This is a genomic window from Klenkia sesuvii (genome assembly GCF_037083825.1).
GTDB classification, from domain to species: domain Bacteria; phylum Actinomycetota; class Actinomycetes; order Mycobacteriales; family Geodermatophilaceae; genus Klenkia; species Klenkia sesuvii.
This window is the reverse complement of record NZ_JBAPLU010000007.1, coordinates 19,135-40,189: the sequence shown is the minus strand read 5'-3', so window position 1 is coordinate 40,189 and position 21,055 is coordinate 19,135. Positions and strand designations below refer to the sequence as shown.

The 21,055-nt window shown below is 73.9% G+C and carries 22 protein-coding genes, 1 tRNA gene and 1 riboswitch; of the genes, 14 read left to right on the top strand and 9 right to left on the bottom strand.

What is annotated here, in order from left to right; all coding sequences use genetic code 11:
- The first annotated feature begins 38 nt into the window (after positions 1 to 38).
- From aztD to TEK04_RS08635, 5 genes are all read left to right on the top strand, one after another.
- Positions 39 to 1,283 carry a zinc metallochaperone AztD gene (aztD, locus tag TEK04_RS08655; protein WP_336403929.1) on the top strand — a complete coding sequence of 415 codons (1,245 nt, stop codon included), beginning with the start codon at positions 39 to 41 and terminating at the stop codon, positions 1,281 to 1,283.
- Between the two features lie 176 nt (positions 1,284 to 1,459).
- Positions 1,460 to 1,584, top strand: a riboswitch (cobalamin riboswitch).
- A 94-nt stretch (positions 1,585 to 1,678) separates the two neighbouring features.
- Positions 1,679 to 2,365, top strand: coding sequence for an energy-coupling factor ABC transporter permease (locus TEK04_RS08650; RefSeq protein WP_336403928.1), 687 nt, complete (start codon positions 1,679 to 1,681; stop codon positions 2,363 to 2,365).
- Positions 2,362 to 2,673 (top strand): energy-coupling factor ABC transporter substrate-binding protein, encoded by a 312-nt coding sequence (locus TEK04_RS08645; RefSeq protein WP_336403927.1) that lies wholly within the window; start codon positions 2,362 to 2,364, stop codon positions 2,671 to 2,673. Before TEK04_RS08650 ends, TEK04_RS08645 begins: the two co-directional genes overlap by 4 nt.
- The gene (gene cbiQ, locus TEK04_RS08640; RefSeq protein WP_336403926.1) at positions 2,670 to 3,407 is read left to right on the top strand and encodes a cobalt ECF transporter T component CbiQ; all 738 of its coding nucleotides are present in this window, start codon (positions 2,670 to 2,672) and stop codon (positions 3,405 to 3,407) included. Before TEK04_RS08645 ends, cbiQ begins: the two co-directional genes overlap by 4 nt.
- On the top strand, positions 3,404 to 4,285 hold the full coding sequence (locus TEK04_RS08635) for an energy-coupling factor ABC transporter ATP-binding protein (protein ID WP_336403925.1): 882 nt from the start codon (positions 3,404 to 3,406) through the stop codon (positions 4,283 to 4,285). Before cbiQ ends, TEK04_RS08635 begins: the two co-directional genes overlap by 4 nt.
- Before the next feature lie 42 nt (positions 4,286 to 4,327).
- On the opposite strand, the gene TEK04_RS08630 is transcribed toward TEK04_RS08635, so the two are convergent.
- Positions 4,328 to 4,543, bottom strand: a complete 216-nt coding sequence (locus TEK04_RS08630; RefSeq protein WP_336403924.1) for a hypothetical protein — start codon at positions 4,541 to 4,543, stop codon at positions 4,328 to 4,330.
- 430 nt (positions 4,544 to 4,973) lie between these two features.
- On the opposite strand from TEK04_RS08630, the gene TEK04_RS08625 reads away from it, so the two are divergent.
- Entirely contained in the window at positions 4,974 to 5,951 is a 978-nt protein-coding gene (locus TEK04_RS08625; RefSeq protein WP_336403922.1) for a helix-turn-helix transcriptional regulator, read from the top strand.
- A gap of 44 nt (positions 5,952 to 5,995) precedes the next feature.
- On the top strand, positions 5,996 to 8,089 hold the full coding sequence (locus tag TEK04_RS08620; protein ID WP_336403921.1) for a SpoIIE family protein phosphatase: 2,094 nt from the start codon (positions 5,996 to 5,998) through the stop codon (positions 8,087 to 8,089).
- A gap of 49 nt (positions 8,090 to 8,138) precedes the next feature.
- Here TEK04_RS08620 and TEK04_RS08615 read toward each other — a convergent pair whose 3' ends face one another.
- Positions 8,139 to 9,389 carry an inorganic phosphate transporter gene (locus tag TEK04_RS08615; protein WP_336403920.1) on the bottom strand — a complete coding sequence of 417 codons (1,251 nt, stop codon included), beginning with the start codon at positions 9,387 to 9,389 and terminating at the stop codon, positions 8,139 to 8,141.
- A 208-nt stretch (positions 9,390 to 9,597) separates the two neighbouring features.
- On the opposite strand from TEK04_RS08615, the gene TEK04_RS08610 reads away from it, so the two are divergent.
- The 6 genes from TEK04_RS08610 to TEK04_RS08585 all read left to right on the top strand — a co-directional run bounded on the left by TEK04_RS08610 (position 9,598) and on the right by TEK04_RS08585 (position 14,313).
- Positions 9,598 to 10,740 (top strand): ABC transporter substrate-binding protein, encoded by a 1,143-nt coding sequence (locus TEK04_RS08610; protein ID WP_336403919.1) that lies wholly within the window; start codon positions 9,598 to 9,600, stop codon positions 10,738 to 10,740.
- A 116-nt stretch (positions 10,741 to 10,856) separates the two neighbouring features.
- On the top strand, positions 10,857 to 11,618 hold the full coding sequence (locus TEK04_RS08605; protein WP_336403918.1) for an ABC transporter permease: 762 nt from the start codon (positions 10,857 to 10,859) through the stop codon (positions 11,616 to 11,618).
- A complete protein-coding gene (locus TEK04_RS08600; protein ID WP_336403917.1) occupies positions 11,615 to 12,484 on the top strand; it encodes an ABC transporter permease subunit in 870 nt (289 codons plus the stop codon). Before TEK04_RS08605 ends, TEK04_RS08600 begins: the two co-directional genes overlap by 4 nt.
- Positions 12,481 to 13,584 carry an ABC transporter ATP-binding protein gene (locus tag TEK04_RS08595; protein WP_336403916.1) on the top strand — a complete coding sequence of 368 codons (1,104 nt, stop codon included), beginning with the start codon at positions 12,481 to 12,483 and terminating at the stop codon, positions 13,582 to 13,584. The genes TEK04_RS08600 and TEK04_RS08595 overlap by 4 nt, the downstream gene beginning before the upstream one ends.
- On the top strand, positions 13,581 to 13,991 hold the full coding sequence (locus TEK04_RS08590; protein WP_336403915.1) for a PaaI family thioesterase: 411 nt from the start codon (positions 13,581 to 13,583) through the stop codon (positions 13,989 to 13,991). The genes TEK04_RS08595 and TEK04_RS08590 overlap by 4 nt, the downstream gene beginning before the upstream one ends.
- Before the next feature lie 148 nt (positions 13,992 to 14,139).
- On the top strand, positions 14,140 to 14,313 hold the full coding sequence (locus tag TEK04_RS08585; protein WP_336403914.1) for a hypothetical protein: 174 nt from the start codon (positions 14,140 to 14,142) through the stop codon (positions 14,311 to 14,313).
- A 205-nt stretch (positions 14,314 to 14,518) separates the two neighbouring features.
- Here the strand turns inward: TEK04_RS08585 and TEK04_RS08580 are convergent.
- Positions 14,519 to 14,591: transfer RNA gene (locus TEK04_RS08580), tRNA-Asn, on the bottom strand.
- A 116-nt stretch (positions 14,592 to 14,707) separates the two neighbouring features.
- On the opposite strand from TEK04_RS08580, the gene TEK04_RS08575 reads away from it, so the two are divergent.
- Positions 14,708 to 14,908 (top strand): hypothetical protein, encoded by a 201-nt coding sequence (locus TEK04_RS08575; protein ID WP_336403913.1) that lies wholly within the window; start codon positions 14,708 to 14,710, stop codon positions 14,906 to 14,908.
- Between the two features lie 38 nt (positions 14,909 to 14,946).
- Here TEK04_RS08575 and TEK04_RS08570 read toward each other — a convergent pair whose 3' ends face one another.
- The 6 genes from TEK04_RS08570 to dusB form a co-directional block, all read right to left on the bottom strand.
- Positions 14,947 to 15,483 carry a hypothetical protein gene (locus tag TEK04_RS08570; RefSeq protein WP_336403912.1) on the bottom strand — a complete coding sequence of 179 codons (537 nt, stop codon included), beginning with the start codon at positions 15,481 to 15,483 and terminating at the stop codon, positions 14,947 to 14,949.
- Positions 15,480 to 18,314, bottom strand: a complete 2,835-nt coding sequence (gene dnaG / locus TEK04_RS08565) for a DNA primase (RefSeq protein ID WP_336403911.1) — start codon at positions 18,312 to 18,314, stop codon at positions 15,480 to 15,482. The genes TEK04_RS08570 and dnaG overlap by 4 nt, the downstream gene beginning before the upstream one ends.
- Positions 18,315 to 18,427: 113 nt before the next feature.
- Entirely contained in the window at positions 18,428 to 18,640 is a 213-nt protein-coding gene (locus TEK04_RS08560) for a hypothetical protein (protein ID WP_336403910.1), read from the bottom strand.
- A complete protein-coding gene (locus TEK04_RS08555; RefSeq protein ID WP_336403909.1) occupies positions 18,637 to 19,257 on the bottom strand; it encodes a YdcF family protein in 621 nt (206 codons plus the stop codon). The genes TEK04_RS08560 and TEK04_RS08555 overlap by 4 nt, the downstream gene beginning before the upstream one ends.
- A 28-nt stretch (positions 19,258 to 19,285) precedes the next feature.
- Positions 19,286 to 19,738, bottom strand: coding sequence for an Rv0361 family membrane protein (locus TEK04_RS08550; protein WP_336403908.1), 453 nt, complete (start codon positions 19,736 to 19,738; stop codon positions 19,286 to 19,288).
- Positions 19,735 to 20,883: a tRNA dihydrouridine synthase DusB gene (dusB, locus tag TEK04_RS08545; RefSeq protein WP_336403907.1), complete on the bottom strand. Its 1,149-nt coding sequence runs from the start codon at positions 20,881 to 20,883 to the stop codon at positions 19,735 to 19,737. Before dusB ends, TEK04_RS08550 begins: the two co-directional genes overlap by 4 nt.
- Between the last annotated feature and the right edge of the window lie 172 nt (positions 20,884 to 21,055).

Genomic DNA, 21,055 nt, shown 5'->3' with positions numbered 1-21,055 from the left:
CATCCGTAATGAGAATCATTCTCGGTAAGATGTCCAGCATGTCCACAGCTCGACACCTGTCCCCCCTGCGCCTGGCGGCCCTCGGCACCGCCGGCCTCCTGCTCGCCGGCTGCTCCGGCTCCGCCGACCCCGAGTCCGCCTCGGGCACCTCCACCAGCACGGCCGACGAGTCCTCGGCGCAGACCGTCGCCGCCCCGCAGACCCGGCTGGCCCTCACCTACGACGGTGGCGTCCTCGTCCTCGACGCCGACACCCTCGAGGTCGTCGGCGACCACGAGCGCGACGGGTTCCTGCGGGTCAACCCGTCCGGCGACGGGCGCCACGCCCTGGTCACCACCGAGGAGGGGTTCCAGGTCCTCGACGCCGGTGTCTGGACCGCCGACGGCGAGTCCTGGGCCGGTGAGTCCGCGCTGACCGACGACGTGTTCGAGGCCGACACCGCCGGCCACGTCGTCGTGCACGGCGACCGCACCGTGCTGTTCGCCGACGGCACCGGCGACATCACCTCCTTCGCCACCGAGGACCTGCTCACCTCCGACGGCCTGCCCGAGACCCAGGAGTGGACCTCGGAGGCCGCCCACCACGGCGTGGCCATCGAGCTCGAGGACGGCACCCTGCTGTCCACCCTGGGCGACGAGGAGGGCCGCACCGGCGTACGGGTCCTCGACGCCGACGGCACCGAGGTCGCCCGCTCCGAGGAGTGCCCGGGCGTGCACGGCGAGGGCACCGTGGCCGGCGAGGTGGCGGTCTTCGGCTGCGAGGACGGCGTGCTGGTCTACGACGGCGAGTTCACCAAGCTGAGCGCCCCCGACGCCTACGGCCGCACCGGGAACATCTTCACCACCGAGGACTCCCCCGTCGCGTTCGGTGACTACAACAGCGACCCCGACGCCGAGGGCTACGAGCTGACCGCCTTCACCCTCACCGACACCAGCACCGACCAGTACCAGGTCGTCGCGATGCCCGAGGGCGTGGCCTACACCTTCCGCGACCTCGCCCGCGGCCCGCAGGACGAAGCCGTCATCCTCGGGACCGACGGCAACGTGCACCTCTTCGACGAGGGCACCGGTGAGCTGCTCACCAGCTACCCCGTCGTCGACGCCTGGGAGGGCCCGGCCGAGTGGCAGGACCCGCACCCGGCCATCAAGGTCCACGACGGCATCGCCTACGTCACCGACCCCGCCGCCGACGCCGTCCACGCCCTCGACCTGAGCACCGGCGAGGTGCTGGCCACCGGGCAGCTCGACGTCACCCCGAACGAGATCGCCGTCGTGGCCGGCTGATCGGCTCGACCACCCACCACCGGAGGCATGACCGGGGGCTCGGCGCACGTGCGCCGGGTCCCCGGTCGTCGTCCCGGCTTCGGACCTGCGCACCTGCGCATGTCCACCGCGCCCGTGCGCTCCCCTTCCCGGGGGCAGTTCGGTGTGGTGTGCTCGCCGCACCACGACGGCAGTGGAGGAAGCCCGGTGCGATCCCGGCGCGGTCCCGCCACTGTGACCGGGGAGTCCGCCCCCACGCTCGACCACTGGCCCCCGGGCCGGGAAGGTCGGGGGCGGACGTCGATCCGGGAGCCAGGAGACTCCAGCCGTCGTCCCTGCGATTCCGGGCGTGGACACCCGGGAGAGGAACGGCACCGTGCTGACCCCTGCCCTGCTCGACCCCGCGGCGGTGCTGCGTGCACATCGCTGAGGGCTTCCTGCCGCCCGCGCACGCGGTGGGCTGGACCATCGCCGCGGCCCCCTTCGTCGTGCACGGCGCCCGGGCGGTGGTGAAGGAGGTCCGGGAGAACCCGAATTCCACGCTGCTGCTCGGCGCGTCCGGCGCGTTCACCTTCGTGCTCAGCGCGATCAAGCTCCCGTCGGTGACCGGGTCCTCGTCGCACCCCACCGGGACCGGCCTGGGCGCCATCCTGTTCCGCCCGCCGGTGATGACGCTGCTGGGCACGGTGGTGCTGCTGTTCCAGGCCCTGCTGCTGGCCCACGGCGGCATCACCACGCTCGGCGCCAACGCCTTCTCCATGGCCGTCATCGGGCCGTGGGCCGGCTACGGGGCCTACCGCCTGGCCCGGCGCACGACCGGCAACCTGCTCGTCGGGGTCTTCGCCGGCATGGCGGTCGCCGACCTCGCCACCTACGTCACCACGTCCCTGCAGCTCGCACTGGCCTTCCCCGACGCCGGGAGCGGCTTCCTCGGCGCCGCGGTCAAGTTCCTCGGCGTCTTCGCCGTCACCCAGGTGCCGCTCGCGCTCGCCGAGGGCGTCCTGGGGGTGCTGCTCTTCCGCGTGCTCACCGTCAACGCCCGACCCGAGCTGGAGCGCCTGGGCATCCTGCGCCCGCAGCCCACCGGGGAGACCACCCGATGACGCGCCGCACCTGGGTCACGGTCGTGCTGGTCGCAGCCGTCGTGGCGCTGTTCGCCCTCCCCCTCCTGCTCGGCGCACCCAGCGACTACGCCGGCACCGACAGCCTGGCCACCGAGCAGATCCAGGCCAGCAACCCCGACTACGTGCCCTGGTTCGACCCGCTCTTCTCCCCCGGCTCCAGCGAGGTGGAGTCCGGGTTGTTCGCGCTGCAGGCCGCACTGGGCGGGGGCGTGCTCGGCTACGTGCTGGGCCGGTTGCGCGGACGGCGCTCCCGGGCGGCGGCGGGCGCCACCGACGGTGAGCGGTGAGCGGCCTCGCCCTCGACGACGCGGCCTGGGCCAGCGCCTGGCGGCCCCGGGCCGTCGGGGACAAGCTGCTGCTCACCCTCGGCCTGGTGCTCTGCGCCCTGGTGCTCCCGGTCTGGCCCGGGTCGCTGCTGGTCGGGCTGACCGCCGTCGCCCTCGCGCTGGGCCCGGCGCGGGTGCCCGGTCGGGTGTTCGCGCGGGCGGTGCGCCTGCCGCTGGCCTTCGTGGTGATCGGCGCCCTCACCGCGGTGGTCCAGGTGTCCGGCGCCGGCATCGGCTGGGCGCCCGGTGCGGCCGGCACGGGGGGTGCACTCGTCGGGCACGCCCTCGCCGGGGGGGCCGCGGTGATGCTGCTGGCCACCACGACCCCGGTGTCGGACCTGCTGCCCGCCCTCCGCCGCGCCCGCGTCCCCGCCGCGGTGGTGGAGGTGGCCTCGGTGACCTACCGGTTGCTCTTCGTGCTGCTGGACAGCCTGCGCACCATCCGCGAGGCGCAGGCCGCCCGCCTGGGCCACACGAGCGTGCGCCGCGGGCTGCGTTCCTCGGGCCTGCTCGCCGCCGCCGTGCTGACCCGCTCCTGGGACCGCGCCCGACGGCTGCAGGAGGGCCTGGCCGGGCGCGGCATGACCACCGACCTGCGGGTCCTGCCCGAGGTGCTCCCGTCGTCGCGGTCCTTCGTGGTCGCCACGGTGGTCGGCCTGGGTGCTCTGTCGGCGCTCACCCTGGTGCTGGCGTGAGCGGTGCAGCGCTGGCCGCGGCCGACCTCGGGGTGGGTTACCCGGGCGGGCGCCGGGTGCTGGACGGCGCGTCGCTCACCGTGCCGGCCGGACGGCGGCTGGCGCTGCTGGGCGCCAACGGGTCGGGGAAGACCACCCTGCTGCGCTGCCTGTCCGGGGCCCTGACCCCGGCGGCGGGCCAGGTGACGGTCGACGGCGCGGCGCTGCGGCACACCCGCCGCGGCCTGCACGCCCACCGCCGGGCGGTGCAGCTGGTGCTGCAGGACCCCGACGACCAGCTGTTCAGCGCGTCGGTCGCCCAGGACGTCTCCTTCGGGCCGCTGAACATGGACCTGTCCGAGGACGAGGTGCGCGAGCGCGTGGCCGAGGCGCTCGAGCTGCTCGCGGTCACCGACCTGGCTGCCCGGCCGACCCACCAGCTCTCCTACGGCGAGCGCAAGCGGGTGGCCATCGCCGGCGCGGTCGCGATGCGGCCCCGGGTGCTGCTGCTGGACGAGCCCACCGCCGGCCTGGACCCCACCGCCGTCACCGAGGCGCTGACCGCCCTCGACCGGCTGGGCCGCCGGGGGTGCACCGTGGTCATGAGCACCCACGACGTCGACCTCGCGCTGGGCTGGGCCGACGAGGTCGCGGTCGTCGTCGACGGTCGGGTGGTGCAGGGCGCCCCCGACGACGTGCTCGCCGACCGGGCCGTGCTCGACCGGGCCCGGCTGGACCAGCCCTGGACGATCGCCGTCGGCGCACGCCTGCGCGAGCTCGGCCTGCTGCCGGCCGGCCCGCTGCCCCGCCGGGTCGACGACCTGCTGGCCGCTCTCCCCGCCGCACCCTCGCCGCGCAGCACGGTGCCGCTGGGCCCCGGCCGCCCGCCGCTGCCCTGACCGACCGCACCGCGCGGCGGGGCCCGCCGTCGAGCCCTGTGTTCAGTCGCCGAGCAGGACGACGTGCTGGGCATCGGACACGTCGGCGTCGACGCCCAGCAGGGCCAGGTGGGCCCGGTCCCGACGCAGGTGGACCAGCTCCGGCAGCTCCTGCTCGGCGCGCCGCGCCTCGGTGCGCCGGCCCCGACGGAGCAGCTCGGCGACCACCAGGTCGACCCCGCACGTGCGGCCGGGGCCCGGGGTCCCCGGCGCGCTCACGCGGACCACCACGGCCACCGCTCGGCGGACGGGGCCCCCGCCGGGGGCTGCCCGACGGCGTGACAGGCGGTGAACACGACCTTCGGCACAAGAACTCCTGGTGGGCTGTGCGGCGCACCCCTGGCCTGGAGCCACCCCGCCCTACCCACCCGGCGGGCAGGCACACGTCCCGCGCGCCGGGGCCGGCGACGTCGCCCTCGTCGTCGTCGTCGCTGGACGGAACGAGGAAGTCCGAGAAAGTTCCCGGCGACCCCGAGCCGACCCGGTCTGGCGAGCATCAGCGCAAGCCGCGTTTACGAGACAGCACCGGCCGCAGATGCCCGACCGGACGCCGGCACGGGGCCGAGCCACCCGGTGGACGGCCCCCCGACCCGCCGGTTGGATCGGTGCCGACCGCGCCGGACGGACCACGACACCGTGAGGAACAGCCGTGACCGATGACCTGCACCCCGCACGCGGTCCTGTCTCGTCGACCTGGTCCAGCGTCGACCCCGACGAGATCGACCACTTCCTGACCCAGGCCTACGGCACACCGATCTCGCTGACCGGCGGCCAGGAGTCCTACCACCTGCGGCACGACCGGGCAGCGGTGCCGTCGATGTCGGTGGACACCGTGCGCATGACCGGGGCGACCGCCGACATCGACCCGCCCGGTCAGCTGATGCTGCTCGTCGTCGACACCGGCCTCGTCACCCGCGACACCGACGGCCGCAGCGAGCACTTCGGCCCCGGCGACGCCTTCGTCCTGGCCAACCCGCGCTCGTCCTACCGGTGCGCGTGGAGCGGCCCACCGATCGGCGTCCGCACCGTCGTGCTGGACAACGACCTGCTCGCCTCCGTCACCGGGACCGACACCGAACGCGTCACCGGGATGACCATCGGCGACCCCGTGTACCCGGTCGCCGCGCAGCGGTTCCACCGGGGCCTGGCCTACGCCACCCACAGCGTCCTCACCGGACCGGCCGCCCGGTCGGCGACCCCCCTGCTGGTGGACGCCGTCGCACGCACCCTCGCCGCGGTCACCCTGAGCACCTTCAGCAACGACCTGGTCCCTGCCGCCCGACCGCCCGACCGGCCCGACGCGCACCCGGCCACCCTGCGCCGGGCCGTCGCGTTCATCGAGTCCTCGGCCCACCAGCCGATCGGGCTGACCGACATCGCCCAGGCCGCCTGCGTCACCCCACGGGCGGTCCAGCTCGCCTTCCGCCGCCACCTGGACTGCACCCCGATGCAGTACCTCCGCCGGGCACGGCTGGCCGCCGCCCACGACGAGCTCACCGCGGCCATCCCCGACGACGGCACCACCGTCGCCGCCGTCGCAACCCGCTGGGGATGGGACCCCCCACGGTTCAGCCAGGCCTACCGAGCCACCTACGGCGTGCCGCCGAGCACGACCCTGCAGCGATGACCTGAGCCCCCGAGCGCTCGACGAGGACGTGGGGGTCGGAGGACGTGGGGGTCGAGGACGTGGGGGTCGAGGACGTGGGGGTCGAGGACGTGGGGGTCGAGGACGTGGGGGTCGAGGACGTCGTCCTGTCGCGCCATGATGGCGGCATGAGCGATGCCGACCCGGATGCGCGAACAGGTGACGCCGAGGTGGTCCGCGAGGTCTTCGAGGAGATGCCTATCGCGCTCACGGCGATGGTGGGGCCCGAGCACCGGTTCGTCGCCGCGAACGCTGCGTACCGCGCACTGGCCGGGCGCGGGGAACTCATCGGCAAGACGGTGCGCGAGGTGTTCCCCGACCTGGCCGGGCAGCAGATCTACGAGGTCATGGATCGGGCCTACGCGACCGGCCAACCGCAGGTGGGGCGCGAGTGGCGTCACCAGCTCGACCGGGGCCCCGGTGGGACGTCGGAGACGCTGTACACGGACTTCAACGTGACCGCACGCCGCGATGACGCCGGTGAGGTGATCGGCACGTTCGCCTACCTCACGGAGGTGACCGAGCGGGTTCGGGAACGGGAAGCGGCCGAGCGGGAGAACGCCCGGATCGCAGCCGATGCCCACCGTCGCTACCGGGCGACACGGGACGTGCTGATCGAGCTCCAGCAGGCGTTGCTGCCGACCCGCCTGCCCGTGGTCCCCGGCGTGCAGATCTCCGCGAGCTACCTGCTCGCCGATGCCGACAACGCCGCCGGCGGCGACTGGTTCGACGTGGTGCTGCTGAGCGGCGGGTGCATCGCCCTGGTCGTCGGTGACGTCGTCGGGCACGGCGTGGCTGCCTCGGCAGCCATGGGACAGCTCCGCGTCGTGCTCCACGAACGGCTCGCGGCGTCCGGCGACCTGGTGGCGGCGTTGCAGGCGGTGGACCGCGTCGCCACCGTGACACCGGGGGCACGGGCGGCCACCGTCGGCGTCGTCGTGGTCGACGTGCAGACCGGGGTGCTGGAGTACTGCACTGCCGGGCACCCGCCCCCGCTGGTCGTCTCCGGGCTCGGCGAGTCCCGGTACCTCCCGGCCACCGGCGCGGGGCCGCTGGGCGTCGGGTCGAGCTTCTCCACCGCGACGGCGACGATCGACCCGACCGAGGGGCTGCTGCTCTACACCGACGGCATCCTGGAGCGCCCAGGCCGCGACCTGAGGGCGAGCACGGTGGACCTCATGCAGGTGACGAGCAACGTCACCGCCGACCGCGCCTTCCGCGGGAACGGGGAGTCGCCCGCGGACCGCCTGACCACCCAGACCCTCGAGCTGCTGATCCGCCCCACCGGGCACCGCGACGACATCACGCTCCTCGCCGTCACGCCACGCGCCCCGGTCCCGCCGCTGCACCTGGACCTCCCGGCGGCACCGCAGGCGATCTCGCTGGCCCGCGCCGCGGTGAACGCATGGCAGGCCGGGTTGCACGCCAGCGACGAGGACCAGGTGGCCATCGACCACGCCGTGGTCGAGCTGGTCACCAACGCCTACGAGCACGCGCCCGCAGATGCCGGCGAGCACTCGCGCACCACCATCTCCGTGGACGCCGAGCTGGACGACGGCGGTCACCTACGGGTACGCGTCGCCGACGACGGCTGCTGGCGCGACCCCGTCCACGACCACGACGGATCGCCGGGGAACCGCGGATACGGTCTCGCGATGACCGCGGCGCTGGTCGACGACCTGCACATCGACCGCGGCGCGACCGGGACGACGGTCACGGTGCGGCGTCGGGCGTCGCACGCAGCGATCCTGCTCACCGCCGACCAGATCGCCTTCGGACGCCACACACCCGCACACCGTCCGGAGCACACGACGTTCACGGCCCACCCGGGCCGACTGGCCGTGGACGGCCCTCTCGACGCCAGCAACGTCGAGGAGTTCGGGTCGGAGCTCGACCGCCTCTCCCTCGCCGGCACCCGCGAACTCACCGTCGACCTGGCGGGCGTCACGCACCTGGCCAGCGCCGTCGTCGCCGAGCTGCACCGGGTCGCACCGACGGACGGCGGCTACCCGTTGCGGCTCCACGCGCCGGTCGGCAGCACCGCCCACCAGATCCTGAGCCTGGTCGGCCTGCCCCACACCACGGACGACCCGCACGCCGTCCCCGGCGGCCCGGGCTGACCGTCCGACGCATCGACGGCGCTGCGTGATGTCTGTGCTTGAGCCAGCGTCAGAGGGGCTGCGGGTTGCGCATCAACTGTCGGTCGCCAGCGACGTCCCGCTGCTGCACCTCGGGGCTCGCGGGGACCCGCCGGGCGTCGATGATCGACCCGGCGCCGGTGCGCAGGGGCACCTGCATCTCCTCGTCGGGGTCGGGCTGCACGTCGGCGGCCTTCGGCGCGGACCGCAGCGCGATGACCAGGCCGGCGACGAGGACGAGCAGGAGCAGGGTCATGACGACGGCCGACAGGGGGTGCGGCAGGGCGGTGGTGAGGAAGAAGGAGAAGGCTGCGACGAGCGCCGCTGCGGGCATGGTGACCACCCAGGCGATGGTCAGCCGCCCGAAGACCCGCCAGTGCACGGCGGCCCCGCGGTTGGTGGCACCGACCCCCGTGATGGCCCCGGCCACGGTGTGGGTGGTGGAGACCGGCGCACCGAGGGCGGTGGACCCGAAGATGGCGACGGCGGCTGCGGTCTCGGCGGCGAACCCGCTGACCGGGCGCAGGTGGGTGATGTTCGAGCCCATCGTCCGCACGATCCGCCAGCCCCCGGAGAGGGTGCCGGCGGCGATGGCGGCGTAGGCGATCAGCACCACCCACAGCGGGATCGGCAGCGTCCCGTCGTCCCCGGTGGTGAGGTACCCGGTGCTGACGAGCAGCGCGGCGATGACACCCATCGTCTTCTGGGCGTCGTTGCCGCCGTGGGCCAGCGACACCGCCGCCGACGACGCCAGCTGCAGCACCCGGAACCGCTTCTCGGTGGCCGGCACGTCCGCGCGGCGCAGCGCCAGACGCAGCAGGGTCATGGCCACCCCGCCCAGCAGCAGGCCTGCGACGGGGCTGACGACGATGAACAGGGCGGTCTTCTGCACGCTCTCGCCCTTGATCGCGGCCAGGCCACCGGCGGCCAGCCCGGCGCCCACCAGTCCGCCGACGAGCGCGTGCGAGCTGGAGGTCGGCAGGCCCAGGTGCCAGGAGGTGAAGTTCCAGATGATCGCGCCCAGCAGCGCGGAGAAGACCACGGCTGGGCCGAAGAACTCCACCTGGACGGTCTGTCCGACCGTGTTGGCGACCGCGGTGCCGACGAAGAAGAACGCGACCAGGTTCCACCCCGCGGCCCAGACCACCGCCCAGCGGGGCTTGAGCACCCGGGTGGCGACGACGGTGGCGATGGAGTTCGCCGCGTCGTGGAACCCGTTGGTGTAGTCGAACAGCAGCGCCAGGGCGATCAGCCCGACGAGGGTCCACAGCGCGAGGTCCACGCCAGGAAGGTGCTCCTGCCAACCACCTCCCCGCGCGCCGAGCCGGGTGAACATCTGGTGAAGCAGGGGCGCGGTCATCCGTTCTTCACCTGGCGACCACCTCGGTGCCCGCACCGGTTCAGTCGGGCACCGCCTACTTCCCCCGGGCACCTCGTGCCGGGTCACCGGGCCTGGGCGACGCCCCCTGTGCACCTGGGAGCAGATCGACGTGAGGACGACCCTCGTACGGCCGGCGGCCGTGCTCTTCACCGCGGCGCTGGCCTTGACCGCCTGCGGTTCCGACAGCTCGGGCAACGGCGGTGGCGGCGACACCGACGCCGCCTCGGCGACGTCGCTGGCCGACTTCGGCGACCTGGACGCCTTGGTCGCCGCGGCGCAGGCCGAGGGCACGCTCAACGTCATCGCGCTGCCGCCGGACTGGGCCAACTACGGCGAGATGCTCGACACCTTCTCGCAGAAGTACGACATCGAGATCAACTCGGCCTCCCCGGACGGGTCCAGCCAGGACGAGCTGAACGCGGTGACCAGCCAGCGCGGTCAGGACCGGGCCCCCGACGTGCTGGACCTCGGCACCTCCTTCGCCCAGCAGGCCGCCGCGCAGGACCTGCTGGCCCCCTACCAGGTGGCCACCTGGGACGACATCCCCGAGGACCAGAAGGAGTCCTCCGGCCTCTGGTACAACGACTACGGCGGCTACATCTCCATCGGCTGCAACGCCACGGTCATCGCTACCTGCCCCACCAGCTTCGAGGACCTCCTCGACCCGCAGTACGCCGGCCAGGTCGCCCTCAACGGCAACCCGACCCAAGCCGCTGCCGCCTTCGGCGGGGTGTGGGCGGCGTCGCTGGCCAACGGCGGCAGCCTGGACGACATCGGCCCGGGCATCGACTTCTTCGCCGAGGTCAAGCAGGCCGGCAACTTCAACCCCGTCGAGGTCACCCCGGCGACCATCCAGTCCGGGGAGACCCCGCTGGCCATCGACTGGGACTACCTCAACGCCGCGCTGAGCGAGAACCTGTCCGAGCAGGGCGTCGAGTGGCAGGTCAACGTACCCACTGATGGCCTGTTCGGCGGTTACTACAGCCAGGCCATCAGCGCCTACGCCCCGCACCCGGCCGCGGCCCGGCTGTGGCAGGAGTTCCTGTACAGCGACGATGGCCAGAACATCTGGCTGGCCGGCGGCGCCCGCCCGGTCCGCCTCCCGGTGATGCAGGAGGACGGGTCAGCCGACGCCGAGTCCCTGGCTGCGCTGCCCGCGGTCGGGGGGACGGCGGAGTTCCCGACCCAGGAGCAGAACTCCGCCGCGCAGCAGGTCGTCGCGACCCGCTGGAACGCGGAGATCTCGGGCTGAGCACCACCCGCACGGGGTCCCGGGGAGGGCGGGCGCACCGCCTCGCCCTCCTCGGGACCGTCCCGTTCTTCGGCTACCTGGCCCTCTTCCTGCTGCTGCCGGTCGGGGTGCTCGCCGTGGAGGCCTTCCGCGCCACCGACCCGGTCACCTACGAGGAGTCCTGGTCGACGGCGTCGGTCACCGCCGTCACCGGCGGCGCCTACGGCCGGGCGTACCTGGGCAGTCTGCAGCTGTCGGCGATCACGGCCGTCCTGGGTTCGGTCCTCGGGCTCGCCCTCGCGGTCGCCGTGCTGCAGGCCCGCCGGGGGCAGCTGCTGCGCCGGCTCGTGTTGACCGCCTCGGGGGTGCTGGCCAACTTCGGCGGCATCCCGCTGGCCTTCGCCTTCATCGCCACCATCGGCAACGCCGGCGTCGTCACCGCGCTCCTGGGCCGCGTCGGCCTCGACGGGTTCAGCCTTTACTCCATGACCGGCCTGGCGCTGGTCTACCTGTACTTCCTCGTCCCCCTGATGGTGCTCATCATCGTGCCGGCGCTGGAGGGGCTGCGGCCGCAGTGGCGGGAGGCCTCCGACGTCCTGGGCGGCAACGCCTGGCAGTACTGGCGACGGGTCGGCGGCCCGGTGCTGGCCCCGCCGGTCATCGGCGCCACGATGCTGCTGTTCGCCTCCTCGTTCGCCGCCTACGCCACCGCGCGCGCCCTGGTCGGTTCCAGCATCCCGCTGGTGCCGCTGCAGATCGCCGACGCGCTGAGCTCCAACGTGCTGGTCGGGTCGGAGAACGTCGGCAAGGCCCTCGCGCTGGGCATGGTCGTGCTGGTCGGCCTGGTCCTGGTCTTCTACACCTGGGTGCAGCGGCGCACGCAGCGGTGGCTGCGGTGACCGCGACCCTGCCGACCACCCCGTCGGCGGACATGGTCACCGCCGCGGCGGCACCACGGCGGCGCGGGGGTGGGTGGCGGTGGGCGGTGCTCGCCGTCCTGGGGCTGTACTTCCTGGTGCCGATCGCGGCATCGGTGTGGTTCAGCATCCGCAGCAACGGCGAGCTGACGGCCCGCTTCTACACCGGGGTGCCCACCGCACCCGGCTTCGCCGAGGCCTTCGGCCGGTCGCTGCTGCTCGCCGCGCTGACCGTCGTCCTGTCCCTGCTGCTGATGCTGCCCACGATGGTGCTGGTCGACCTGCGGCTGCCCCGGCTGCGCGCCACCGTCGAGCTGCTGACCCTGCTGCCGCTGATGCTGCCGCCGATCGCGCTGGTCGTCGGGGTGCGCAGCGTGCTGGCCTGGGCGCCGGACTACTTCTACGGCACCCCGCTGGCCGAGGCGTTCTTCGCCCTCCAGGAACCCGCGCTGCCCTGGATCCTCGTGCTGGTCTACGTCGTGCTGGCCATGCCGTTCGTGTACCGGGCCCTGGACGCCGGGATCCGCTCGGTCGACCTGCGCACCCTCACCGAGACCGCCCGCAACCTCGGCGCCTCCTGGCCCCGGGTGCTGCTCGGCGTCGTCCTCCCGGTGCTGCGCACCGCCGTGCTCAACGCCGCGTTCCTGACCGTGGCCCTGGTCCTCGGCGAGTTCACCATCGCCTCGATCCTCGGCTTCCAGACGTTCCCCACCTGGATCGTCGAGATCTCCGGCTCCCAGCCGCAGCTGTCGGTCTCGGTCTCGGTGCTGTCCCTGCTGGTCACCTGGGGCCTGCTGCTGCTCATCTCCACCCTGGACCGCCGCCGGGCGGGGAAGGACACCCCATGACCGCCACCACCGACCACCCGACCACCCCACCGGTCGCCGCCGTCCCCGGCGACCGCGGCGGGGTCGGCGTCCGGCTGTCGGGGTTGACCCGTCGCTACGGCGACGTCCTCGCCCTCGACGGGCTGGACCTCGACATCGCCGGCGGGGAGTTCCTGGCCCTGCTCGGGCCGTCCGGGTGCGGGAAGACCACTGCCCTGCGGTCGATCGCCGGCTTCGAGCGCCCGGACGCCGGGCAGGTGCTCATCGACGGCCGGGACGTCACCGGCACCCCACCGGCCAAGCGGGGCACCGGGATGGTCTTCCAGGCCTACAGCCTGTTCCCCAACCTCACCGCGGCGGAGAACGTCGCCTACGGCCTGCAGGTGCGCCGTCGTCCCGCGAAGGAGCGACAGGCGCGGGCGGCCGAGCTGCTCGAGCTCGTCGGCCTCGCCGACCGCGGTGGGCGCTACCCCCACCAGCTCTCCGGGGGCCAGCAGCAGCGCGTCGCGCTCGCCCGTGCCCTCGCCGTCGCCCCGCAGGTCCTGCTGCTCGATGAACCCCTCTCGGCGCTGGACGCCCAGGTGCGGGTGCAGCTGCGCGAGGAGATCCGCCGCATCCAGCTGGAGCTGGGCACCACGACCGTCTTCGTCACCCACGACCAGGCCGAGGCGCTCTCGGTCGCCGACCGGGTCGCCGTACTGCGGGCCGGCCGGCTGGAGCAGGTCGCCACCCCCGACGAGCTGTACTCCCGGCCCACCACCTCCTTCGTCGCCCGGTTCGTCGGCACCACGTCGATCGTGCCGGCCACGGTCCGTGCCGACGGCGCGGTCGACCTGCTCGACACCACCCGACCCGTGGACGGATCGGTGCCACCCGGTGACGTGGTCGCGCTGCTGCGCCCCGAGCAGGTCCTCGTCCGCGCCGACGACCACGGCACCGGCCGCGTCGTGACGCGCACGTTCTCCGGCGGCACCACCCGCATCACCGCCGTCCTGCCCGACGGCACCGAGGTGGCCGCGGACCTGGTCAGCACCGAGTCCACGCACCTGGTCCCGGGCACCGCGGTCGACGTCTCCCCCACCGACCGCCCGGTCCTGCTCGTCGCGGCGGCCGACCTGTGACCGCCCTCGCGCTCGACCGCGCCCTACTGGCGCTCTCCGTGCCGCTGGTCGCCGCACTCGGGGTGCAGCTGCTCGACCCCGCCCACCCCGAGGCCGGCGTCCGGCTGCCCGTCTCGGGTCTGGCCGCCAACGGTGCCGGCGGCGCGCACGCCTCCGCGCTCTCGGCGGCGATGGAGCTCGCCGCCTACCTCGCCCTGACCCCGTCCCTCGGCCCCGAGGAGCACGCGGTGTCCCACGCCGTGGCCCTGCAGCTGGTGTCCGCGGCCCCGGCCGGGGTCTGGGTGCACGCCAGCGCGCACCTGGACCGCCGGGGCCGGCGGACCGCCTTCCTGACCGCCGTCGCCCAGATGGAGGACGAGGTCGTCGCCCGGGCCCAGATCACCAAGACCGTCGTGCCCTGGGCCTGATCACCCCTTGGTCAGAACCGTCCACCGCCGGGACGACGGTCACGCGACCACCACGTGGACGGTCAGTCGAACACCGCCCGCCGGGCCCCACCCGCAATGTTCATCTGGCCACGGGTGAACTCCGGCCCTGCCGGGGCACTCGTGCACCATGACGACGACACCCTTCGAGGAACGCCCCGACGCCGACCCGACCACCGACGTCGAGCCGGACCACGTCGCGGACGCGACGGATCCGACCTCGTCCGCGAACGACGCGGACCGGGATGACCTGATGCCGGACAGCACGCCCTTCCCCACCCCGGAGGTCACCGAGACCGACTGACCCCGGCCCCGGGACGGCCACCTGGGGGCGGACGCCTGGGGGCGGACGCCTGGCTAACTCGTCGGCATGCCGAACCGCCGGCTGTGCCGTAGGTACCCACGGGCAGCGGAGGTCGACCTGCGCCCACCAGACATCATCTCCTCACCGTTCCCGATGAGTCGATGATGTCTGGTGCAGGCTCTGCAGGCCGTACCTGCAGGTCAAGCTCCCCCGTCTGGACTCGAACCAGAAACCGTTCGATTAACAGTCGAATGCTCTGCCAATTGAGCTACGGGGGACCGTGTGCTCCGGTCGAGAAGGTTACCCCACACCGGGCACGGCCCCTGGGGGCACCCCCGGGTGTGTCGGACCGGTAGCGTCGATCACTCCCCATCCCCTCCCTGGAGGTCCTCCCGTGGCCAAGTTGTCCTTCCTCGCCGGCTTCGGTGCCGGCTACGTCCTGGGCGCCCGGGCCGGCCGCGAGCGCTACGAGCAGATCCGGCGCGCCTACGACCACGCCAAGGACGACCCCCGCGTGCAGTCGGTCGCCGGCACCCTGCAGGCGCAGGCCGACGCCGCGGTCAAGACCGTCAAGGACGAGCTGCGCGGCCGGTAGCCGGTTCCCTCGACGTGGCTCGGGTGGCCGCAGCCGGCTCAGCGGCTGGCGTCCTCGGCGTCGACCGCCTCGGCCAGCCGCCGGCGCGCGACCTCCCGGGCCGCCGGGTCGTCGCGGTCGGCGTCGTCGTCGAAGACCACGCTCCACTCGCGGGCGACCTGACCGGGCACCCGCCGGGCCACCAGCAGCACTCCTCCCCCGCCCGGCAGCGGGTGCCGCTTGCTGGCCACCACGGTCTGGTCCACCCGCCGGCGCACCACCGCCGGCAGCTCGCCGGCGTCGGCGAGCACGTGCCGGCTCACCGGCCCGCGGGCCTGCACCCCTGGCTCGACCTCCAGCAACGGGGTCACCGCGAACGTCCCGCCGTCGGCTGCGGCCACCCACCGGGCGTGCGCGACCAGGTGCCAGGGCAGCAGCTCGCCACCGGGCACCGCCTGCAGCCCGGCCGAGGTCGCCACCAGCCAGCCGCCGTCCGCACGCGAGCCCCAGGCGAGGACGTCGGCACCGGCGGCCGCCTGCGCCACGTCCGCCGGGGGCCGGCCGAACCGCTGGACCAGCAGGCTGCGGAGGTTCACCGCGCCAGCCCGCCGATGGCGCGTTCTCGCAGCGACCGCGCCTCCTGCTCGAGGGCCAGCAGCTGGCCGAACACCTTGGCGTAGCCCTCGGGGTCCTCGACGGGGTTCATCCGCTGCAGCCGGCCCTTCGTCTCGGTCACCCGGCGCACGGTGGCCATCTCCTGCAGACGCGTCAGCACGGCGTGCACGTACCCGCTGTCGGGCTCCTCGGCCGGGGACTTGAGCGGCTCGACCGCCAGCGCCGGCAGCAGCCGGCGGACGTCCTCGGAGGCGGACGAGGTGCCGACCAGGTCGATCCAGGCAGCCCCGCCGACGGTCGCCCCCGCGGCCCCGCCCGCCGCGGCGACGGCGGCGGCCACCTGGGCGTACTCGGGGTGGGTCCAGGACTCGGGGGCGATCGCGTCGAAGACCGGTCCGGCGAGCTCGGGGCACTGCAGGGCGGTCTTCACCGCCTCCCGCTCGATGAACGCCGCGGTGTCGTCGGCGGTGCGCACCGGGGTGCGCGGCCGGGGGCGGCCGTTGCCAGCCCCCTGGCCGGTCAGCGCCCGCACCCGCTCCAGCACCTCGGCCTCGTCGGTGTTGCCGAGCATGCCGGCCAGCTGCCGGGCGTAGGCCGGCCGCAGCGCGTGGTCCTTGATCTGGGCGACCATCGGCACCGCCTTGTCCAGCGCGTGCACCCGACCCTCGACGGTGTCCAGGTCGTAGCCGGCCAACGTCGTCTTGAGCACGAAGGCGATGAGCGGCACCCGCCGGGCCACCAGGTCCCGGACGGCGGCGTCCCCGTGCGCCTGGCGCAGCTCGCAGGGGTCCCGGCCCTCGCCCTCGACGGCCACGAAGGTCTGGCCGACGAACCGCTGGTCCTCGGCGAAGGTCTTCATGGCCGCGGCCTGGCCGGCCGCGTCGCCGTCGAAGCAGTAGACGACCTCGCCGCGGAACTCGTCCTGGTCCATGAGCAGCCGGCGCAGCACGTTGATGTGCTCAGCCCCGAACGCGGTGCCGCACGAGGCGACCGCGGTGGTGACGCCGGCGATGTGGCAGGCCATCACGTCGGTGTAGCCCTCGACGACGACGGCCTGGTGCTTGCGGGCGATGTCGCGCTTGGCCCGCTCGACGCCGTAGAGGACGGTCGACTTCTTGTAGAGCGGGGTCTCGGGGGTGTTGAGGTACTTCGGCCCCGGGTCGTCGTCGACCAGCTTGCGGGCGCCGAACCCGATGACGTCGCCGGTGATGTCCCGGATCGGCCACAGCAGCCGGCGGTGGAAGCGGTCGATGTACGTGCCGCGCGAGGACTGCTTGCTCAACCCCGCGGTCTCCAGCTCCTGCTGGCTGAACCCGGCCTGCCGCAGGTGCTTGGTGAGGGTGTCCCAGCCCGCGGGGGCGAACCCGCACCCGAACTCCGCGGCCATCTCGCGGGTGAAGCCGCGCTGGGCCAGGAAGGTGCGGGCGATCGCGGCGTCGGGGGTGGCCAGCTGGGCCCGGTAGAACTCGGCGGCGGCGGTGTTGGCGGCCACCAGCCGGGCGCGCTGGCCCGCGGCGGCCCGGTCGGGGGCCCCGGTGGGCCGCCCGCCGTCGTCCTCGTACTGCAGCTGGACGCCGGCCCGGCCGGCCAGCAGCTCGACCGCCTCGGAGAACGAGAGGTGGTCGATGTCCTGCACGAACTTGATGACGTCGCCGCCGGCGCCGCACCCGAAGCAGTTGCCGGTGAGGATGTTGTCCTCGAGGGTGAAGTCGTGGGTGCCGGGGACCTCGGCGCAGAACACCTCCTCGAACCGGTCGGTCCACTCCACGCCCCTGACCACCCAGTGCGTGCGCGCGTACTTCTTCGTGCTCCGGACGATCCGCTCCCGGTGGTGCGAGAGGAGGAAGAACGACTCGGGCAGTCCAGCGGTCATCAAGCGCAGGTTGTAGATGTCGCCGACGACGCCGTCGATGCCGACCCGGCTCTGCTTCGCGATCCCGAACGTGCCGATGCCCAGCCTGGTGCACAGTGCGCGTGCGTACTCGAGGTCGTCGGGGTCAGCGGAGTTGAGGATGGTGTCGCCGTCGTCCGCGACGCAGCCGTCCGCCGCGAACCACCCGGCCAGCCAACCGAGCAGGTAAGCGGTGTCGTCGTGGATGGCGGGGCGCTCGTCCTTGTAGTGGGCGGGAAGTCCGTAGAAGCGGGTACCGATCTCGTCGGACCACGAACGACAGCCCGCGAAGTAGGGCGCCAGTTCCGCGTCCTTCTCCCCGTACAGGACAGCGATGGAGCCGGCTCCCGAGCGGGTTCCGTCGCCGTAGACGAGTCCGCGCGCGACACCGACCGGTGAGGGGACGGTCGACGGGTGACCGATGCGAGAAGCGGTGAAGTTGTGGACCAGCCTGTCCCCGAGCCGGAGATCGGCGGTGAGCCGCTCCCGCCGTCCGCGCGTCCCGCTGGTCCTGACGAACCAGCGGTGCTGGTCGGTCGCGTACAGCTCCTTCGTCCGTCCGTTGCGGCTCAACGTCACACGCATCAAGCGCTGCACGCCGTAGGAGCGGAACGGGGCCTCGACCCACGTCCGGTTGCTCGTCAGGACCGGGACCGTCCTGCCGGCCAGCTCGCGGATGGGCACGGCGCCGTCCTCCGTCAGCACCTTGGTCTCACCGGCCAGGCAGTGGAACAGACCGCGCGTGGGCGTGACGTGGAAGGACGGCGACTTCTCGTCGTGGAACGGGCACAGGCCCTTCAGCGACCCGCCGCCGGCCCGCTTGAGCTGCAGGTGCTCGCCGACCACCTCGTCGATCTTGGCCCGCTCGCGCACGGTCGCAATGTCGGCGGCCCGGATGCGACCACGCCGCTCACCCGCCATGACGGCCTGTCCCCTGCACTGGTCCCCTCCCCGGGCCGGCCCAGCGGCCGCCCGTCACACCATCATCCCAGCGCGTGGCCACCCGGTACACCGCGCCTGTGGACGACGTCGTGTCACGCGGCTGCGGCCGCCTGGGTGCGCCGGGTGAGCACGTGCTCCACCCCGTCGACCACGGCGGTGGCCCGCTCGCGCCAGCGACCGGGCGCCAGGGTGGCGACCTGCAGCCCGCCGGTCGCGTCCTTGTCACCCTCGCCGCCGGCGACGACGGGCTGCACGCCCTTCTCGGCCCCGCGCCGGCCCGGACGGACCAGCGTGTAGGTGGTCACCCGATGCCCGGGGCGCCGGCGACGCTCTCGCCGGTGGCGCGGTAGAGCAGGTAGGCCGCGGTCTCGCGCAGGATGTAGCGGAACTGGGTGCCGCGGGTCTGCACGGCCGGGCCCTGCCGGGTCGGGGAGCTGGCGGCGTCCAGACCGGCGTCGTCGGCCATGCGCTCGGCGCGCATGGCGTGCCAGGGGTCGGTGACCAGCACGGCGGTGGACCAGCCGCGCTCGGTGAACTCGGCGGCGACCAACCGCATGCTCTCCAGGGTGTCGACCCCGTCGGTCACCGCGACCAGCTCGTCGGCGGGGACGCCGGCGGCGAGCAGGTAGTCGCGGCCGGCCTCGGCCTCGGTGAACTCGTCGCCGCTGCGCTTGCCGCCCACGGTCACCACGACCGGGGCGACCCCGTCGCGCCACAGGGCCAGCGCGTGCTCGAGGCGGGCCTCGAAGATCGAGCTCGGCACGCCGTTGTACTGCGCGGACCCCAGGACGACGACCGCGTCGGAGCGCGGCTCGGCGTCCTGGCGGGCGGTCCACCAGATGGCCGCGGCGGTCGACACGACCACGAGCGCGACGGCGAGCACGGCGGCCCCCACCGCGCGCCCCACGAACCCTGCGACCACGAGGTCATGGGTACCACGGACAGGTGGATCAGGCGGAGAGGCCGCACACCTTCGCGCCGTCCTGGGCGATGACGGTCAGCTGGACGGTGGTGAGCGAGCCGCCGTCGTCCCAGGTCACCGGCACGACCTCGGCCAGCTGGCCGTCGAGCTCGCCCTCGACCGGGTCGCCCACGCTCGCCGTGCCGGGGCGCTGGTAGGCGCCGGCCACCTCGTCGGGGGCCAGGCGGGCCTGCTCGTCCTCGCACAGCAGGCCCCACGAGGTCTCGGTGTCGCCGGCGGCCATGGCGCGGGTGAACACGGTGACCACCTCGGCGGCCTGCTCGGCGCCGCTGCCCTGGAACAGCGGCAGCACCACGGCCGCCCCCATGGCGACCGCGACCGTGCCCACGCCGAGGGCGACCAGCAGCCCCTTGCGGGATCGCCCGCGCCCGGCGTGCAGGGGCTGGGGGTCGTCGTCGTACAGGTAGTCGGGGGCGCTCATCCGCCGCTGACCTCCAGCTCGGCGCCGCGGGGTGGGCGGGGGTCGTCGCGGTCGTCCAGCCACCCCTCGGGCAGCGCCACCGGCCGGGGCGGGGTGGTGCGCCCGCGGGGCTCGCCGAGCACGGCGGCCGGGTAGGGCTGGTCGTCGATGCCGGCCAGCAGCCCGGCCAGCTCGTCGAGCGAGCTGACCATGGCCAGTGCCCGGCGGGTGGTCGAGCCGACCGAGAACCCCTTCAGGTACCAGGCGACGTGCTTGCGGAAGTCGGCGCAGCCGTGCTGCTCGCCGTGCTCGGCCGCCAGCAGGGTGGCGTGCCGGTGCATGACCGCGGCGACCTCGCGCAGGGTCGGGAGGGCCCGCTCGGAGGACCCGGCGAACGCCGCCGCGAGGTCGCCGAACAGCCACGGCCGGCCCAGGCAGCCGCGCCCGACCACCACCCCGGCGCACCCGGTCTCGGCCACCAGGCGCAGCGCGTCGTCGGCCTCCCAGACGTCGCCGTTGCCCAGCACCGGGATGTCAACGGCCTCGACCAGCCGGGAGATGTAGGACCAGTCGGCGGTGCCGCTGTAGAGCTGGTCGGCGGTGCGCCCGTGCAGGGTGATCGCCGCGGCCCCGGCGTCCTGCGCGATGCGCCCGGCGTCGAGGTAGGTGTGGTGCTCGGGGTCGATGCCGATGCGGGTCTTCACGGTGACCGGGACGTCGCCGGCGGCGCGCACGGCGGCGGTCACGATGTCGCCGAACAACCGGCGGCGCCAGGGCAGCGCCGAGCCTCCGCCCTTGCGGGTCACCTTGGGCACCGGGCAGCCGAAGTTGAGGTCGACGTGCGCCGGGCGGGTGCCGGCGACGCCCTCGTCGACCAGCATCTCGACCGCACGGCCCACCGTGGCCGGGTCGACGCCGTACAGCTGGACGCTGAACGCGTCGCGCTCCTCGGCGGTGGCCCGCACCATGCGCAGGGTCTTCTCGTTGCGCTCGACCAGCGCCCGGGTGGTGATCATCTCGCACACGTACAGCCCGGCCCCGAACTCGCGGCACAGGGTGCGGAAAGCCGGGTTGGTGATGCCGGCCATGGGGGCGAGGACGACGGCCGGGTCGACGGTCAACGCGCCCAGCCGCAACGGCGGCAGGCGGGTGTCGAGGACGGTCACCGCTCCAGGGTAGGCGGGGCCCGGGCGCCGGCCGCCCGTCCCCCGCCGCCCGGGCGCCCGCCGTCCGAGACTCCCGCCGTCCAGGGATCCTGTGCCACTGCAGGATCGCAGGATCCCTGGACGGCGTGAGTCTGTGCCGAACCGCGCCGGGCAGGGGGACGGCGGGAGCTAC